The organism is Leptothoe sp. PORK10 BA2, from assembly GCF_034932105.1.
In the GTDB taxonomy this organism is placed as follows: domain Bacteria; phylum Cyanobacteriota; class Cyanobacteriia; order Phormidesmidales; family Phormidesmidaceae; genus Leptothoe.
In genome coordinates, this window is the sequence record NZ_JAYGIG010000035.1 from 1 (window position 1) to 16,991 (window position 16,991).

Annotated in this window: 11 protein-coding genes; 8 read left to right on the plus strand and 3 right to left on the minus strand. The window is 55.6% G+C overall.

Annotated features, from left to right (window positions below; all coding sequences use genetic code 11):
* Positions 1-197 precede the first annotated feature (197 nt).
* The 5 genes from VB741_RS10300 (at position 198) to VB741_RS10320 (ending at position 11,216) form a co-directional block, all read left to right on the plus strand.
* On the plus strand, positions 198-1,382 hold the full coding sequence (locus VB741_RS10300; protein WP_323365085.1) for an ATP-binding protein: 1,185 nt from the start codon (positions 198-200) through the stop codon (positions 1,380-1,382).
* Positions 1,383-1,475: 93 nt separating this feature from the next.
* The gene (locus VB741_RS10305; protein ID WP_323365086.1) at positions 1,476-6,473 is read left to right on the plus strand and encodes an nSTAND1 domain-containing NTPase; all 4,998 of its coding nucleotides are present in this window, start codon (positions 1,476-1,478) and stop codon (positions 6,471-6,473) included.
* Positions 6,474-6,608: 135 nt separating this feature from the next.
* Positions 6,609-9,596: a glycerol-3-phosphate acyltransferase gene (locus VB741_RS10310; protein WP_323365087.1), complete on the plus strand. Its 2,988-nt coding sequence runs from the start codon at positions 6,609-6,611 to the stop codon at positions 9,594-9,596.
* 84 nt (positions 9,597-9,680) lie between these two features.
* Positions 9,681-10,532, plus strand: a complete 852-nt coding sequence (locus VB741_RS10315) for an alpha/beta hydrolase (protein ID WP_323365088.1) — start codon at positions 9,681-9,683, stop codon at positions 10,530-10,532.
* A gap of 60 nt (positions 10,533-10,592) precedes the next feature.
* Positions 10,593-11,216 (plus strand): TenA family transcriptional regulator, encoded by a 624-nt coding sequence (locus VB741_RS10320; protein ID WP_442786333.1) that lies wholly within the window; start codon positions 10,593-10,595, stop codon positions 11,214-11,216.
* Positions 11,217-11,343: 127 nt separating this feature from the next.
* Here the strand turns inward: VB741_RS10320 and VB741_RS10325 are convergent, their stop codons facing one another.
* Positions 11,344-11,532, minus strand: coding sequence for an element excision factor XisI family protein (locus VB741_RS10325; protein WP_323365090.1), 189 nt, complete (start codon positions 11,530-11,532; stop codon positions 11,344-11,346).
* 24 nt (positions 11,533-11,556) lie between these two features.
* On the opposite strand from VB741_RS10325, the gene VB741_RS10330 reads away from it, so the two are divergent.
* Positions 11,557-12,723 (plus strand): class I SAM-dependent methyltransferase, encoded by a 1,167-nt coding sequence (locus tag VB741_RS10330; protein ID WP_323365091.1) that lies wholly within the window; start codon positions 11,557-11,559, stop codon positions 12,721-12,723.
* A gap of 78 nt (positions 12,724-12,801) precedes the next feature.
* Here the strand turns inward: VB741_RS10330 and VB741_RS10335 are convergent, their stop codons facing one another.
* The gene (locus tag VB741_RS10335; RefSeq protein ID WP_323365092.1) at positions 12,802-13,473 is read right to left on the minus strand and encodes a pyridoxamine 5'-phosphate oxidase family protein; all 672 of its coding nucleotides are present in this window, start codon (positions 13,471-13,473) and stop codon (positions 12,802-12,804) included.
* 775 nt (positions 13,474-14,248) lie between these two features.
* On the opposite strand from VB741_RS10335, the gene pdxR reads away from it, so the two are divergent.
* Together pdxR and VB741_RS10345 are read left to right on the plus strand one after the other, a co-directional pair.
* A complete protein-coding gene (gene pdxR / locus VB741_RS10340; protein WP_323365093.1) occupies positions 14,249-15,703 on the plus strand; it encodes a MocR-like pyridoxine biosynthesis transcription factor PdxR in 1,455 nt (484 codons plus the stop codon).
* Between the two features lie 149 nt (positions 15,704-15,852).
* Entirely contained in the window at positions 15,853-16,017 is a 165-nt protein-coding gene (locus tag VB741_RS10345) for a hypothetical protein (RefSeq protein WP_323365094.1), read from the plus strand.
* 181 nt (positions 16,018-16,198) lie between these two features.
* Here the strand turns inward: VB741_RS10345 and VB741_RS10350 are convergent, their stop codons facing one another.
* Complete coding sequence (locus tag VB741_RS10350) at positions 16,199-16,867, minus strand: DUF1361 domain-containing protein (RefSeq protein WP_323365095.1); 669 nt, start codon at positions 16,865-16,867, stop codon at positions 16,199-16,201.
* Between the last annotated feature and the right edge of the window lie 124 nt (positions 16,868-16,991).

Sequence of the window (16,991 nt, forward strand, 5' to 3'; positions counted from 1 at the left end):
ACTGAGTTTGATGCGACCCTTGGGCTTGCTCAAGGAGGTTACCAATTCCTATATTTGGATTACGCTAGCTGATAATCTCTGTAACCTGGGAAAACTCTCTAATTTTTTAAGCCTGAGTAGTTACGGATCGGCAGTATTATATTGACTTTTCGTCAGTGCGGGGGGGGGATATTGTCCGGGAACTTGAACGGACCATAGTGCTGCTTTCACCGGATGAAGCGACAACTCAGCTATTTACGGGCAACATTGGCTGTGGCAAGTCCACGGAGTTACTGCGCTTGAAGGCTCAGCTGGAGCAGCAGGGGTTCCATGTGGTGTATTTTGAGTCGGACCGAGACTTGGAAATGGCGGATGTGGATATCAGCGACATTTTGCTGATGATTGCCCATCAGGTGGTGGAGAGTTTAGAAAATGATGGGGTTAAGCTGAAGCCGTCGGCCTTGGTGAACCTGTTTCGGAATTTGGCGGAAACATTGCAGACGCCGATGGAAATTGCCGATGTAAGTTTCTCGGTGGGGATTGCGGCGCTGACGGCACGGGCTAAGGAGAGTCCGGAGATGCGCAGTCGCATGCGGCAGTACCTGGAGCCGCGCACGAAGACGATAATTGATGCGATTAATGAGGAACTGCTGGAGGTTGCGATCGCAACCCTCCGCTCCCAAGGCAAAAAAGGCCTAGTGGTGATCGTGGACAACCTCGACCGCATCGACCCCGTAGAGCGGGCCAATGGCCGTACCCAGTCCGAATATCTCTTCATCGACCGGGGGGAACAGCTCAAGCGGCTCAACTGCCATGTGGTATACACCGTTCCCCTCACCTTGGTATTCTCCGATGATTTACCCCGGCTATCCAACCGGTTTGGCGTGTCGCCCAAAGTGTTGCCCATGGTGCCCGTCACCCAGCGGGATAGCACTACTTTCGAGCCAGGCCTAGCCCTATTGCGGCAGATGGTACTAGCCCGTGCCTTTCCCAACAAAAACTACAATGAGCGAGTTGATTTCATTGGCGATGCCTTTGAATCCATCGATGTGCTCAACCGCCTATGCCAGCTGAGCGGTGGCCACATGCGTAACCTGATGCGGCTGCTCTATGGCTGTTTGCAAAAGGGCGATCCGCCAATCAAGTCAACTATTCTCGAAGCGGTCATTCGCGACGAACGAGATTCTCTCATGGCCTTAATTGACGAGGGGGAATGGCAACTGATGTTCAAGGCGATCAGTAAACCAGATACCCAAGGTAATGAGGCCTATAGCCTGCTGCTCCGGAGCCTTTTTCTCTATGAATATCGCGACAACGGCGGTCGTTGGTTTGACCTCAACCCGGTACTCAAGGAAACCAACCATTTTAAGCATTGGCTCGCAAATTATAAAGCGAATAGTTAAACCCTAGGGCACCCACTAGGGCAGTCCCCAGCTCACTCACCCCCATGCGTCTACCACTCCCCCACTCTCCGGTAAGCTTGCCCACCTCACCCCATGTACCAGGCTGATCTTCCCGAAATTGTCATCCATAACCACACAGCCCTGAACAATCTCAAGCGGGCGCTCACCCTTGGTCGTGGCCAGTTTTCCCTAATCTTGGTGCGGTGCAACTATCAACGCCTGACCCAGCTATTGCTGCAGGACCTGGCCCAGACCCAGGATTTTCAGGTGGTGGAGCTGATGGCAACCGATCGGTCTTTGCCAGAAGCGATCATGGGTCGTCAAGCTTCCCTAGGACCGGCATCAGCCGACACAGCGGGCACCGATACAGGCACCGACATGGCGGACACCGATACAGGCACCGGCACGGCGGTGATGGTCACCGGCTTTGATCAGGTAACTGCCCTGGATGTGTTGTTTAAGGCGGCCAATGTGGGTCGAAATGCGCTGCTGGCAAAATTTCCCTATCCAGTGGTGCTGTGGATGACGGATGACGTCTTGCAGACTCTCACCGTCTATGCAGCTGATCTGAAAAGCTTTGCGGCGGTGCCGATTCAGGTTGACTATCCGATCCAGGCCTTGATTGAGGCCCTGCACCGGGCCGCTGGGGAGCTATTTACCCATATTTTAGATAACCATGATGGGCACTTTTTGGCGTATGTGGCCCCAGAGTTGCCTAGCTTAAGTCACCATTTGCAGGTGTTGACTGAGCAGGAGTTACCGTTTGCGATCGCAGCCCTAAAACAACACACCGTTCCGCTAGATGGAGCCTTGCAAGCCAGCCTCGCCTTTCTCCAGGGTCGGGCCACCCACACCCCTGAGCGATTGAAAAGCGCTCGGGACTATTACGAACAGAGCCTAGCCTACTGGCAGCAGACTGACAAAATCGTCGAAGATACCCGCGATCAGCAGGCAGTCCTGCTCCTGCACCTCGGCCTGTGGTGGCAGACCCATGCCGAATTGCAACGCTCCACCCATTTAGCCTCTTACCACCAAGCTCGCCGCTTTTATAAACAATTCATCCAGGTGTTGCAGCAACAAAATCGTCAGGACCGGGTCGCCACCTTTATCCATGTACTGGCGGAAATTTTGCAGCGGCTGGAGGACTGGGATGCCCTAACCACCCTGGCGAATGAGGGATTAGCGCTGCACCAGGAAGATGTGGTACGCCTGGCCCGAGACTATGGATATTTGGCGGAAGCGGCCCTGGCCCAGGAATCCTGGACCGCAGCCCAAGACTGGGCGACGGAAGCCCTCAATTTATTAGCCCAAGCAGTTAACAGAACCCAAGCCTTAGGAGTCGATGGGGCCAAACCACCTCAAGGGAATCAGCTCCCCCTGCCCCGAGTCTCACCTCAGGCGGTCATCCTGGCTTTGCGCTACCATCAGGGCCGCTATTACTTCGTGCGGGGACGGGCGAAACTGCGCCAGGGGGACGACACCCTTTTTGCCTCTGCCCTCCAGGATCTGGAAAATGCCCGCCAAAGAACAGAACCCCGCCACGACTTTCCTCTATATCGCCAGATCCTACGCAATCTCCAGGACCTGTATTTTGCTAAACAGCGTTATCTAGATGCGTTTACGATCAAACAGGAACAGCGACAGGTTGAGACCCTGATGGGCCTGCGGGCCTTTATTGGGGCCAGCGCCATCCAGCCCTATCGCTCTAGCTCTGGGAGTGATATTTCCCCAGTGGAAATGCGGGCCTCGGGACGGCAGCAAGCCATAAAACACCTGGTGGGCCGATTAATGCAGCCCCAGCATACCCTGGTGATTATCCATGGCCAGTCCGGGGTGGGCAAAAGTTCCTTACTCAGCAGTGGCCTAGTGCCCGCCCTCAAGCAAGCCACCGCCGAAGGGCGCACCACCTTGCCCCTATTTGTGCGCAACTACCTCAGCTGGGAGGTGTCGATTCTCCAAGCCCTGCAGCGGGTAACCTCATCCCAGCCCTCGGCTCCCCCCAATTTCAATGTGTCATTTCCCATCACCGGGGAGAGTTTGTTGGCCCATCTGCGCCAACATGCCCAGGATCACTACCAACAAATTGTGATTGTCTTTGACCAGTTTGAAGAATTTTTCTTTGAGCGGCCTGGGGTGGAACAGCGACGGTCGCTGTATTATTTCCTCCGAGACTGTCTCAATAGTCCCTATCTAAAAGTTGTTTTAGCCCTTCGAGATGACTATTTGCACTATTTACTAGAGTGGGAACGCTTCGCCGCTCTCGATCTGGATATTCTCAGTCAAGACGTGCGGTACTATCTGGGAAACTTTAACCCCCAGGAATGTGAGGCCGTGATCCGCCAGCTGACGGAGAATGCTCATTTTTACCTGGAAGAAGAGTTGATTGCGGCCTTAGTGGCTGACCTCACCGCTGACACCCAGGAAGTTCGCCCCATTGAACTGCAGGTGGTGGGGGCTGAACTACAGCGAAAGAAAATCACCACCCTGAGACGATATCAGCAATTGGGCCCTGATCCGATCCAAGCATTGGTCCTGCAATTTTTAAATCAAGTGGTGCATGACTGTGGCCCTGAGAACATTATCCTCACCCGTACCATCCTTTATCTCTTGAGTGATGAAAGTACCACCCGCCCGCTGAAAACTCGGACTGAATTAGAAGAATCTTTAGAGTCCCTAGGGATTTTGGTTGATCCAACCCAACTCAACCTGGTGCTAGAAATTCTGTCGGAATCAGGGCTGCTGTTTGAGAGTCGAGAGGTGGGGGGAAATGTCCGGTATCAGCTAACCCATGACTACCTGGCCGATCTGGTCAAACAGCAGGATATGCCGGGCTTAATGACGGTGCTACAGGCCGAACGGCGACGGCGGAAACAAACCGAGACCCAACTGCGAACAGCCCTCCAAGAACAGGCCCTGGCCCTGGCCCAAGCCACCGAAGAACGCTACCGGGCCGAGACCGCTGAGATGCAGGCCCTGGTGTCCGTGTCCCAAGCGTTGCTCCTGTCCCATGATAGCCTAGGGGCCTTGCTCGAAGCCCTAAAGGGGGCACAACAAAGCCAGCTCACCCCCGTGTCTTCCTATTTGCAAAACCAGATTTTATTTCGCCTGTGGCAGGCTCTCCATACCATCCGTGAGAGAAATCGTCTCCATGGCCACCAGGACTGGGTCCTTTCTGCCTGTTTTAGTCCCGATGGGCGATACCTGGCCTCCAGCAGTGATGATGGCACCCTGCGACTGTGGGATGCCCACGGGAAATTGTTGCAAGTGCTGAGGGGGCACCAGGGTAGCGTGCTAGATGTGGCCTTTAGCCACGATAGTCAATTGTTGGGCTCCGCCGGAGATGACTTTACGGTGCGGCTTTGGTCTGTGCTGGAGCCAATAACGGAGTCTGTTACCCAAGAAATAGGCCAAGATCTGACCGGAGAGACGGCCAGAGATATGACCAGAGAGACGGCCGGTCAATGTTTACATATTCTCACAGGCCATACGGGCTCGGTGAACAGTGTGGCCTTTAGCCCCACCCATAAACTGATCGCAACGGCCAGTAACGACCATACGGTCAGGCTGTGGACCCAAGACGGACAATGGCTTAAAACCCTTGAAGGCCACTTGGACTGGGTGAGATCGGTGGCCTTTAGTGCCGATGGTCAGCATCTGGTGTCGGCGGCGGAAGATGGCACCCTCTGTCTGTGGACTATGGAAGGGGAGCTGTTGCAGACCATGGTCAGCCACGGGGGCTGGGTGCTGGTAGCGGTATTTAGCCCCGACGGTCGATACATTGTCTCCGGTGGTGACGACCATTTGATCAAGCTGTGGAACCTGAACGGTGAGTTATTGCATTCCTTGGAGGGGCACCAAAACTGGATCAGGGATCTGTGTTTTAGCCCCGATGGTCAACGCTTGATGTCCGCCAGTGACGATCAAAACATTCATGTGTGGGATCTGGATGGGGATGGCAAGCCGTTAGACACCCTCAAAGGGCATCGCAGCAGTGTGCTCAGTTTGGATATTCACCCCCAGGGCTCCCAGCTGATCTCCGCCAGTGACGACAACACCATCCGGCTGTGGCAGCTAGAACCGCCCTCTGTACCTAGGCTCCAGGGACACCATGGCATCGTGTGGGATGTGTGCTGGCAACCCCAGGGCCGCCGGGTGGTCTCTGCCGGGGCGGACCAGACCCTGGTGATTTGGCAGGCGGGGGATGGAGAGCCCTCTGAAAACCCCCTGTACCGTACTATCCATGGCCATAACAGCAGTGTCTATAGTGTGGACTGGAGCCCTGATGGGCTAGCGATCGCATCTGCCAGTGCCGATCACACCGTGAAGCTGTGGACCGTTGAGGGCCAGCTATTATGTGCTTTCCAGGGCCACCACAATGCCGTCTGGTCCGTGAAATTTAGCCCCGATGGCACCTATTTGGCCTCGGCGGGTAGCGATCGCAACATCCGCCTATGGGATACCGATGGCACTCCCCTAGGACGGCTCTGCGGCCATGAGGGCACCGTTTGGGCCGTGGCCTTTAGCCCCGACGGTCGCTATTTAGTGTCGGGTAGCGAAGACGGCACCCTGCGCCAATGGTCCCTGGCAGCCATGGCCATGGGGGAGACCGACTTTGCTACCCACACGGGCACCATTCTGTCCGGCCACACCGGCAGCGTCTGGGCCGTAGCCGTGTCCCCCGATGGGAAAACCATCGCCTCCGCAGGCAGTGACAACACCGTGCGCCTATGGCAAAACGGTGAGCTGTTGCACATCCTGCGGGGCCACCACGACTGGGTGCGCAGTGTGTCCTTTGGCCTGGGGGGCCATGTGGTGGCCTCCGCCAGTGACGACGGCACCATTCGCTTTTGGCAGCTGCCGGGTGGGCAGCTGCTCCACACCCTCACCGGCCACCGAGGCATCATCTGGCAAGCGTCCTTTGACTCCACGGGGGACTATTTAGCCTCCGCCGGAGCCGATGGCCAAGTTCGTCTGTGGAATCTATCCCTGGCGGATCTCATGGGCCAAGGCTGTCGCTGGATGGCGGATTACTTAGCCTATGGCGATTTGAGTGACGAGGAACGGTTGGTGTGTGAGGACTGCTGGCCGTAATCCCTGGAACTCATGACCAGACCTAATTACTAAGGCTGAGCTTAAGGATTACCCCCATTGCCCCTGACTAATGGTCAGATAGACATATCTGCTGATTTCTTCTGACATAGTTTCTAAGGTTTGACTGGGCTAAGCATGGAGCAAGTGTGGGGCGCACTATTGATTTTTGTGGTTGGTCCCCTCTGGGGAGGCTTACCGCTGACGGGGTGGTGGGTGCAGCTGGCCACCGGCAAACGGCTGTCCCAGGTGGGCACCGGCAATGTGGGGGTGTCGGCGGCGTTTTACCACGGGGGCACGGTGGTGGGGATTGGCGCCGTGGTCCTGGAAGCCTTTAAGGGGATTGGGGTGGTGCTGTTAGCCCAGCATTTTTTTCCGGCGGATCCAATTTGGCCCGTGGTGGCGCTGATGGCCCTGGTGGTGGGGCGCTATTGGCTCAGCCAGGGGGCGGGGGTGACCAATGTCAGCTGGGGCTTTTTGGTCTATGACCCCCTGGTGGCGGTGCTGGGGTGGCTGCTGAGTTTGGTGGCCTTTACCGTATTGCGGGAGCGGAAACAGGGGCGGTTGTTTGCCTTGGTGCTATTGCCAGTGCTCACCGGGATGGTCCATAACGACGGCATCCGCCTAGGGGCCGTGGCCTGTTTGATGGGGCTGATTGGCTGGATTTATCAGAAGCTGCCAGATGATTTGGAGCTGCCAGACCAGGGCACCCGCACCGAATCTCGGCGGTTGTTTCGTTTTTTTCGAGGAGAGTCGGCTTTGCAGGCATTAGATCAGAAACTAGACCCAGCGGTCGTGGGCAATAAAGCCGCCACCCTGTCCCAGCTTAAAGCCTGGGGCTATCCGGTGCCCATGGGCTATATCCTGCGGGCAGGGGATGATCCGGCGGCCCTGTTGGACCTGTGCCAGCCGGACCCCCAGCAACCCTTGGTGGTGCGTTCCTCCGCCGTCGGCGAGGACGGCCTGGGGGCGTCAGCGGCCGGGCAATATGTGTCGGTGACGGATGTGGTGAGTGAGCAGGGGTTGAATAGTGCGATCGCAACCTGTTTTCAAGCCTATAACAACCCCAGTGCCGCCCGCTACCGCCAGGATTTGGGCCTGCCCGAAGCCACCATGAATGTCCTGGTACAGCAGCAAATCCCCGGTGTCATTTCCGGTGTGGCCTTTAGCCGTGATCCCATTGCCCGCTGCGGGGACCATGTGGTGATCGAGGCGCTGCCCGGACCCGCTAGCCAGGTAGTTTCGGGGCACATTACCCCCCGGCGTTACCAGGTCACCATCACCCCGGAAGATATGCAACCCGGCGACCAATGGCAATTGTCCGATGCCGTTGATTTACCCATAGCAGCCCAGGGTGGTGCTCCGAACGTTGTAGAGGCGTTCCATGGAACGCCCCTACAAATCCACCAACCCATCCCCGATCGGCTCATCCAACAAATCGCCTACCTCACCCGGCACCTGGAACGGCGCTTTGGCGACATTCCCCAAGATGTAGAATGGACCTATGACGGGGAAAAGATCTGGGTATTGCAAAGCCGTCCCATCACCACCCTCATCCCCCTGTGGACCCGCAAAATTGCAGCGGAGGTAATTCCCGGCGTGATTCGTCCCCTCACCTGGTCCATTAACCAACCCCTCACCTGCGGTGTGTGGGGAGACTTATTTACCCTGGTTCTGGGTCAACGGGCCGCCGGTTTGGACTTCTCCCAAACGGCCATGCTCCATCGGTCCCATGCCTACTTTAATGCCACCCTGCTGGGGGATATTTTTCTCCGCATGGGTCTGCCTGCGGAGAGTTTAGAGTTTCTCACCCGAGGGGCTAAGTTTAGCCGCCCCCCCGTGCTGGCCACCCTACGCAACCTGCCAGGGCTGCTGAAGCTAGCCCACCGAGAATGGCAGTTGCCCCAAAATTTTAGGCGGGATAATAGTCAACACTTTCAGCCAGGGCTAGAGGGGCTAAAATTTCCCTATGAACTGCCCCCTGAGGAAATCAAACAACAGATTGACGAGATCTTAGCCCTGCTGGAAAAAGCAACGTTCTACAATATTCTGGGTCCCCTGAGTTTTGCCCTGCGCAAGGCGCTGCTCCGGGTGGATAGTGACCAGCTAAACTATGGTTCTAATCCCGAAATCGCGGCCATTGAAGCGATTAAAGACATCGCCCGGTGGCAGTCCTTTCTGCTGACCCAGTTAGATACTGTCCCCGAGGATCATACAGAACTGTTTGATGAGTTGGCCCAGCTCCCCGAAAGCGAGCAGCTGTTTGAACAGTTAGATGCATTCTTGGCCAAATACGGCTATCTGAGTGAAGTGGCGACGGATATTTCAGTGCCGCGCTGGCACGAGCAACCGGCCCCGGTCAAAGCCTTGCTGGCCACCTTCTTAAAGCAGTCGCCTGGGCCTAAAGCTAACGCTGCTCAGGCTGGATCTGGAAAAAATACGGCTAAGCCGGGTTGGCAGCAGCGCCAGGTGCAAACTCGATTGGAGCTAAAGGGCGAAGTTGCAGAAATTTACAATCGCCTGTTGGCCGAGCTACGGACCTGTTTTTTGGCCTTAGAACGGCACTACATTGGCGATAACAGCTTGCAACAGGCGGGGGATATTTTCTTTCTTACCTGGCCTGAGCTCAAGGAATGGGGGACATCTTCGGCCCTGGCAATGCATGATCTGAAAAATCAACCCATCGATAAAATTGCGACCCGTCGTCAGCAGCACCAGACAGACCAAGGCTGGAGAGCGCCCCATTTGGTCTACGGGAAAAGTCCTATGACGTTGTCTATAGCACCTAGGACACCTGTACAAACTGGACGGTTACTGATGGGTATTGGCGCAAGTCCAGGCACTCTAGAAGGCGAAGTCCAGGTGCTAACCACCCTGGACACCACCGTGCCCATTAACCGCAATACCATTTTGGTGGTGCCATACACCGATGCGGGCTGGGCTCCTCTGCTGGCAAACCTGGGGGGCTTAATTTCTGAAGTGGGGGGACAACTTTCCCATGGGGCCATTGTGGCTCGTGAATATGGGATTCCTGCGGTGATGGATGTGACGGATGTGACCCAACGATTGCGCACTGGCCAGCGGGTGCGGATTGATGGTCAGCTAGGCACCGTCGAAATCCTGTAGGTTGAATTGGGTTGACGTTGGTTGACTCTGTGACATATTGAAACTCTGCTTTTGGGCAGTTAACCCTCTGTGTTAGTCCCGTTTATGACTGTGGTCCAAGTTCCTCGGCTAGAAAATAGATTTAGCGGTGCCCAAGGGTTATCTCTGTTCTATCAGGCATGGTATCCCCCCTTTGCTGCAAGGGCCGTCGTTGCGTTGGTCCATGGGTTTGGGGAACATTGCGATCGCTACTCCACCGTCACCACCGCCCTCACCCAGGCAGGCTATGCCGTGTTTGGGTTTGACAACCAAGGCCATGGCCGTTCTGAGGGCCAGCGGGGCCACATCAACCGTTGGCAGGACTATCGCGATAATGTCAGTTCTTTCCTGGCCCAGGTGCGGCACCATGAACCCAATTTACCCCTATTTGTCTTAGGCCACAGCCTCGGGGGGCTGATTGTGCTGGACTTTGCCCTCAACTTTCCCCAGGGTCTAGCCGGTATCATCATCAGTGGCCCCCCCATTCGCCCCGTCGGCATTGCCAAACCCTATCTCGTCGCCATTGCCCACATGTTGTCCGGCCTGTGGCCTCGGTTTTCCATGGATGTGGGCACTGGGGTAGAAACGTTAACCCGCGATCCGGCGATGATGCAGGCAATTCGAAATGATCCGCTGAAGCATTCCATGGCAACGGTGCGGTGGGGAACCGAGTGTTTGGTGACCATTGCCGCCGTTCGTCGCAATATTGCCCAGCTCCAGGTGCCGATTCTGCTAGTCCACGGCAGTGCTGATACAGTGAATGACGTCAAAGGCAGCGAAGAAATCTTTGCGCGCATCACCACCGACAAAACCCTTAAAATCTATCCCGGCAGCTACCACGAACCCCACAACGATCTAGACCGCAATCAAGTCATGAACGATGTCGTTCAATGGTTAGATCATCATCTTGTCCGCTAGGTGAACTTAGCAAGTCCCCCTTTCCCGCCAGCGGCCATTACCCCTTCTCCCTTGCCCCAAATGCCCCTCACCTGCCAACAACTCCTCTCCCAATACCCCACCCAATGGCAAGCTGCCACCATCCACCCCTTTCTCTCCCAATGCCAGCAGGGCACCATCCAGCCCCAACAGTTCAACACCTGGCTCACCCAGGACTATCACTTCGTCGTCGAGTTTACCCGCCTCGCTGCTAGTCTGATCCAATCCGCCCCCGTCGCCCATTTGGATCTTTTGCTGGGTGGCATGGTTGTCCTCCAGGATGAACTCAACTGGTTTCAGGCAAAAGCCACCGAACGCGATTTGAGCCTAGATCTACCGTTGCAGCCCACCTGTGCCACCTATTGTGCTTTTATGGCGGATTTGGCCCAGGCCCCTTACCCGGTCAAAGCCACCGGCTTTTGGGCGATTGAGCTGGCCTATAACCAGGGTTGGCAGGGCCACAGTCCCATGGTGGAGCCCTATGTAGAATTTGCTGACCGTTGGGGAAATGCGGCATTTACCACCTATGTGGAGCTGTTGGCACAACAGGCGGATAGTGCTCTCCAAAGTGCAGATAAGGCCCTGCAGACTGAGGCTGAAAAAGTCTTTCTCACCATTGCCATCCTAGAAAAAGACTTTTGGCAAATGGCCTATGGGGGACTGTAAACACCACAGGCTGAGTCGTGAAGCAAAAGGGTATCAATTTAACCCGGAAAATCCTGGCTAGGTGGGGAATCAGGGGCCAGAAGCCAGTGAGACCATGACTCCTGACTCCTGACTTCTGAATACTATCCTAGGGAAAACGTCCCGCTTTAAGTTGGTACCCTTCCTGCCAGCCCCCATGCAACCATAGATCCTGATGCTGAGCTTCATCAAAAGACAAACATTGCTGCACTCCTGGTTGATTAGAACCAGCTGCCCACTGTTGATATTCGGTTAAGATCCGTTGGATGATTTTTCGATAGTTTTCGAGCTTATCCATCGCGCTATTTCCAGCTGAGCACCTATGACTTCTCCCCCTAATCTTAGCTCCATGATCTCAGCCAAAATCCAATCCACCCCCCACCAGCGCATCACCTTCGCGTCCTACATGGACCTCGCCCTCTATCACCCCACCCACGGCTACTACACCACCAAACCCTCCGTCCTCGGCCCCAACGGCGACTTCATCACCTCCCCCCACCTCAGCGACGACTTCGGCCAACTGCTCGCTGTCCAATTTGCCGACCTTTGGCACATCCTCGACCAACCCAATCCATTTCACCTAGTCGAAATGGGGGCAGGCCAGGGCCTGATCGCCGCTGACGTCCTCGACTACCTCCAGCAGCACCACTCCGACTGCTACGCCGCCCTCACCTACACCATCATCGAAAAATCCCCCATCCTCCGGGCCTTACAACAAGAACACCTCATCCACGACAAAGTAACCTGGACCACCCTGGAAGAGCTAACCCCCATCACCGGCTGCTTTTTTTCGAACGAACTCATCGATGCCTTCCCGGTCCACATGATCGAAAAGCACGACAACCAGCTCCAGGAAGTTTACGTCACCACCCAAGCAGGCGCCCTGCAAGAAACCCTCGACCTCCTCTCCACCGACAAACTCAGCCAATATTTCGACCTAGTCGGCATCGATCTCCTCACCGACAGTTATCCCGACGGCTACCGCACCGAGGTCAACCTCGCCGCCCTCGACTGGCTCGACACTGTCGCCCGCCGCATCGACCGAGGCTTTCTCCTCACCATTGATTATGGCCACACTGCCCAACGCTACTACAGCCCCGCCCGCTACAGAGGCACCCTCCAGTGCTACTACCAGCATCGCCACCACGACGATCCCTACATTAATATTGGCCAGCAAGACCTCACCGCCCACATCGACTTCACCGCCCTGCAAAACCACGGCGAGCACCTGGGTCTCACCACCTTGGGCTACACCCAGCAGGGTCTCTTCCTCATGGCCCTTGGCCTCGGCGACCGACTGGCTAACCTGAGCCAATCCATCTCCCCCGGTCCCGACGGATTTAACCAACTGATCCAAAAACGTCAGGCGCTGCATCAGCTGATGGACATGAACCCCATGGGCCTGGGCACCTTCGGCGTCCTAATTCAAGGGAAAGGGCTAGAGAACAACATTTCCCTCAAAGGGCTCACTATCCCACCCATGGGTTAACAGTAAACCTCAAGCCACAATGGTTTACTCCGTAGGGGCTGCGCCTTGTGCCAGCCCTGCAACATCCTGAGCCATCCGTCAGGATTTTAGAGAATTGGCCATCCCCACCGACCTCTCCACATATCGTTCCACATGCGTCGGTACCCCAATTCCTGCCGCCAGCTGCGGGTCCTCTATCGGCTCCCCCACCTGCATCCTCAACGGAATCACCCCAGCCCAATGGGGCAAACTGTAATCCGCCGCATCATCCACCGGCGGCCCGGTCCGAATCTTGGCCGATGCCTCCTCAATGGGCAAGGCTAAAACTGTTGTTCCCTGTAACTCCTGCCCATTCGGTTCCCGCGTTTCCGCCCATCGTCCCGGCATCACATGCTCCGTAAAGGCATAGAGCGCCTTGAGTTTCTCCTCCCGATCACTCACCAACTCCGCTGTACCAAATAACACCACCGAGCGATAGTTCATGGAATGGTGCATGGCGGATCTGGCTAGGACCAACCCATCCAACAGCGTCACCGTCACACACACCTCAATTCCCTGTTGCAGAGATTTCAACATGCGACTAGCCGGTGACCCATGGATAAACAACTGATTCTCGATGCGACCATAGGCCGTAGGAATGACAACTGGCTGTCCCTCCATGGCAAATCCCACATGGCAGATCAGACCCGCATCTAAAATGGAGTAAACCGTTTCCTGGTCGTAATGGCCCCGCTTAGGAATGCGTTTTACCTGGGTTCGTGATGTTTTCATTGTGTTATCTCCTGACTAAAGAACAAAAATAACTTGGCATCCCCTCTTGGGAGGGGTGCCCGAAGGGCGGGGTGGGTCTCCCCTCTTGGGAGGGGTGCCCGAAGGGCGGGGTGCCCGAAGGGCGGGGTGGGTCTCCCCTCTTGGGAGGGGTGCCCGAAGGGCGGGGTGCCCGAAGGGCGGGGTGGGCCTCCCCTCTCGGGAGGGGTGCCCGGAGGGCGGGGTGGGTCTCCCCTCTCGGGAGGGGTGCCCGGAGGGCGGGGTGGGTCTCCCCTCTCGGGAGGGGTGCCCGAAGGGCGGGGTGGGTTCCGACATTTAGCGCCAAGGGTCGGAACCCACCCCGTTGCCCCTCCCAGGAGGGGATTAGGTTCCGACATTTAGCGCCAAGGGTCGAAACCCACCCTGTTGCCCCTCCCAGGAGGGGATTAGGTGCTGGCTTGCGTTATTAACTGGCTGATAATGCCACCTTATTGGCTCTAATTGGCCTTTTGGCTAGAGCCAATTGCGGGGTGGGTCTCCCCTCTCGGGAGGGGTGCCCGGAGGGCGGAGTGGGTATCCCCTCCTGGGAGGGGTGCCCGGAGGGCGGGGTGGGTTCCGACATTTAGCGCCAAGGGTCGGAACCCACCCCGTTGCCCCTCCCAGGAGGGGATTAGGTTCTGGCTGACGTTATTAACTGGCTGGTAATACCACCTTATCGGCTCTAATTGGCCTGTGGCTAGAGCCAATTTATGATTAAACTATCAGTCCAATTTTGTCATCTAATTTTGCAGTCACGCCCATGGAATTGGCTCTAGTTATTGATCCTGCCTTGTCAGTCCCTCTGCATCAGCAGGTATACAGTCAGCTGCGTTGGGCTATTTTGTCGGGGCGGGTCCAGGCGGGGCAGCGCCTGCCAGCGTCGCGGGCGTTGGCCACGTCCCTGGGGCTGTCGCGTACGACGGTTACCCAGGGTTACGACCAACTGATGAGCGAAGGCTATGTGCAAACTCGTCTGGGTGCGGGGACTTATGTGTGCGATCTCATCCCAGAAAGCCTACTCACCACCAAGACTGTCGTCCATCCCCCCACAGTTGCCAACGAGATTCCCCTCTCTGACTATGGCCATCGGGTACAACAGTCACCCCCCAGAGCTCAGCCAAGAGAGTTTGACATTAGCTTTCGCTATGGTCAACCAGCCCTCGATCTCTTTCCCGTAGAACTATGGCGAAAACTGTTATCAAAACACTGCCACCAGAAAAATCACTGGCTTGCATACGCCACCACCTCCACCGGCCATCAGCCCCTCAGACAAGCTGTAGCGGACTATCTAAAACACGCCCGTGCCGTGCAATGTACCCCTGACCAGGTGATTATTACCAACGGTAGTCAACAGGCCCTAAGTCTAATTACTCAGCTACTGGTCAATCTGGGAGACCCCGTGGCGATGGAAGAACCCGGCTATCGGGGCGCACGCCATATTTTTAAGGCCAACGGGGCCCAACTGTTACCCATACCGTTAGATCGGGACGGCTTGAGGGTGGATCAGTTATTTAACCATCCAGTCACACCGCGATTGGTCTACGTCACACCGTCACACCAGTTCCCCACGGGAGCTTTGCTCTCCCTGCCGCGACGTCTAGCCCTGTTACAGTGGGCCAGGCAAACCGGCGCGCTCATTGTTGAAGACGATTACGACAGTGAATATCGCTATGGCGGACGACCGATTCCATCGCTCCAGGGCCTAGATAGCCATGGTTCTGTGCTCTATGTGGGCACGTTTTCCAAGGTGATGTTTCCTAGCCTGCGTCTGGGCTACTTGGTGTTACCCAAGTCCTTGGTGGAGGTGTTTGACAAAGCCAAGTGGCTAGCCGATCGGCAGCCACCCACCCTGACCCAGGCCGTTCTAGCCGAATTTATCGCCGAGGGACATTTGGAACGTCACATTCGCAAAATGCGGCTATGCTATGGCCGCCGTCGCCATGAGCTGGTCCAGGCTTTATATGAGCACTTTGGCCAGACTGTGGAGATTTTTGGAGACAGTGCCGGTCTACATGTGATGGCTAAACTCCCCCTGCTATTCACCGATGACGAGGCAGAAGCTAGGGCCGCCATGGCTGGTGTAGAAATATGTAGCGCACAGATGCAATATGAAGTACCCCGTAACAAGGGAGAGTTTGTCTTTGGTTACACCGCTATTGACGAAGATCAAATTAAAACAGGCATACACCTTATAGCAAAAGCATTCCAGCCATAGCCGACGACTGATGTGTGACCGACTGTGTGACCAACTGCGTGATGACCCCCACTCATGTTTATATGAACCATCAATAAGTTTTGGACTGAGACTCGTACTCTCTCAACAAAATATCTATAATTAACTTGAAAGCATTTGAGGACAAAGCTTTGGATATCACACTGCTTGCCCTGTTACTACTCAGCATGATTTTGTTTGGCATGCACATGCCCTATGTGGTCCTGACCCTGAGCGCGATTATTGCCCTGGCTACCATGGCAACACGTCTATCTTGGTCTGTGCTCAGTGCCTTCGAGTCGATTGAAGTCGACTGAGGTTGCTTGGGACCACATCCCAGGGTGTTCCTATGTGCATCTTTGAAAACAAATACCTCCAGTAGCCAATCAAAACTACTGGGGGTATTTGTTTGTTTTGAGGGAGAATGAGGCGAACAAAGCATGAGTGGTGGGCCACCTCAATGCCACTGTCTAAAATACTACCGCCTCAATACCGCCCCTAAATCCCCCCACCTAGGTGCCGTTGGGCCGCTCGCAGATGTCTTGTGCGCCAGTAAAAAATCATCGCCAAGGTGATTTGTTTCAACAGCCAATGCACTACAGCAATAATCAAAAACGTACCTACCATCACAATCAGAGACTTTTTGACCAGCAGCAGCCCTAGGGTTTTGCCAATGACAGTGCCAGGTCTAGTGACCAAGTCCCAGCTATTAAACCGTAGAAATCGGCCCAGGTAGATGCCGATGGCGCTGAGGCCATGGAGCGTCAGTTCTGTGGGCAACACCCAACGAATTTTGCCCAAGCGGCTGAGATAGCGACCTAGGTTAACAATCGCCAGGGTGTAGGCAAAAATCCCGAGGCCAATGAACACAAAATATTGAGGTACCAGAATGAGGGCCACAGCCCAGACCGACTGGCCGCTGCGAATATCTTTGACCAGATGGATAATGTCGGTGAGCACATAGGGGGCATTAGGCAGAAAAGCCACAAACACAACCAGACCCACCCACCAGAAGATAGGGCGGGCATGGCTACCGCCCCGGCGAAATAACCAAAAACTTAAGGCCAAGGGTACCAGTGCCAAAAAGCTATTCCACGCCATGAAGGATAGGTTTCCTTGGGCGGTATCTAGGCCATGGAGCAGCCAAAGGGTGAGGTCAGATGGCATGGAGGGGGGAATGGGTAGGGTAAATATTAATGCATGGAATCTGGGATACATTGCCCCGCCACTCTATTTCTGACCAGCCCCATGGATTGCTGCCATGGTAACTATTTCAGGCTAGTTCCATGCA

What these genes read in the sequence shown, in the direction of transcription:
- VB741_RS10305 (WP_323365086.1), top strand. Translation starts at nt 1,476, where the DNA reads ATGTACCAGGCTGATCTTCCCGAAATTGTCATCCATAACCACACAGCC.
- VB741_RS10310 (WP_323365087.1), top strand. Translation starts at nt 6,609, where the DNA reads ATGGAGCAAGTGTGGGGCGCACTATTGATTTTTGTGGTTGGTCCCCTC.
- VB741_RS10315 (WP_323365088.1), top strand. Translation starts at nt 9,681, where the DNA reads ATGACTGTGGTCCAAGTTCCTCGGCTAGAAAATAGATTTAGCGGTGCC.
- VB741_RS10320 (WP_442786333.1), top strand. Translation starts at nt 10,593, where the DNA reads ATGCCCCTCACCTGCCAACAACTCCTCTCCCAATACCCCACCCAATGG.
- VB741_RS10325 (WP_323365090.1), bottom strand. Translation starts at nt 11,532, where the DNA reads ATGGATAAGCTCGAAAACTATCGAAAAATCATCCAACGGATCTTAACC.
- VB741_RS10330 (WP_323365091.1), top strand. Translation starts at nt 11,557, where the DNA reads ATGACTTCTCCCCCTAATCTTAGCTCCATGATCTCAGCCAAAATCCAA.
- VB741_RS10335 (WP_323365092.1), bottom strand. Translation starts at nt 13,473, where the DNA reads ATGAAAACATCACGAACCCAGGTAAAACGCATTCCTAAGCGGGGCCAT.
- pdxR (WP_323365093.1), top strand. Translation starts at nt 14,249, where the DNA reads ATGGAATTGGCTCTAGTTATTGATCCTGCCTTGTCAGTCCCTCTGCAT.
- VB741_RS10350 (WP_323365095.1), bottom strand. Translation starts at nt 16,867, where the DNA reads ATGCCATCTGACCTCACCCTTTGGCTGCTCCATGGCCTAGATACCGCC.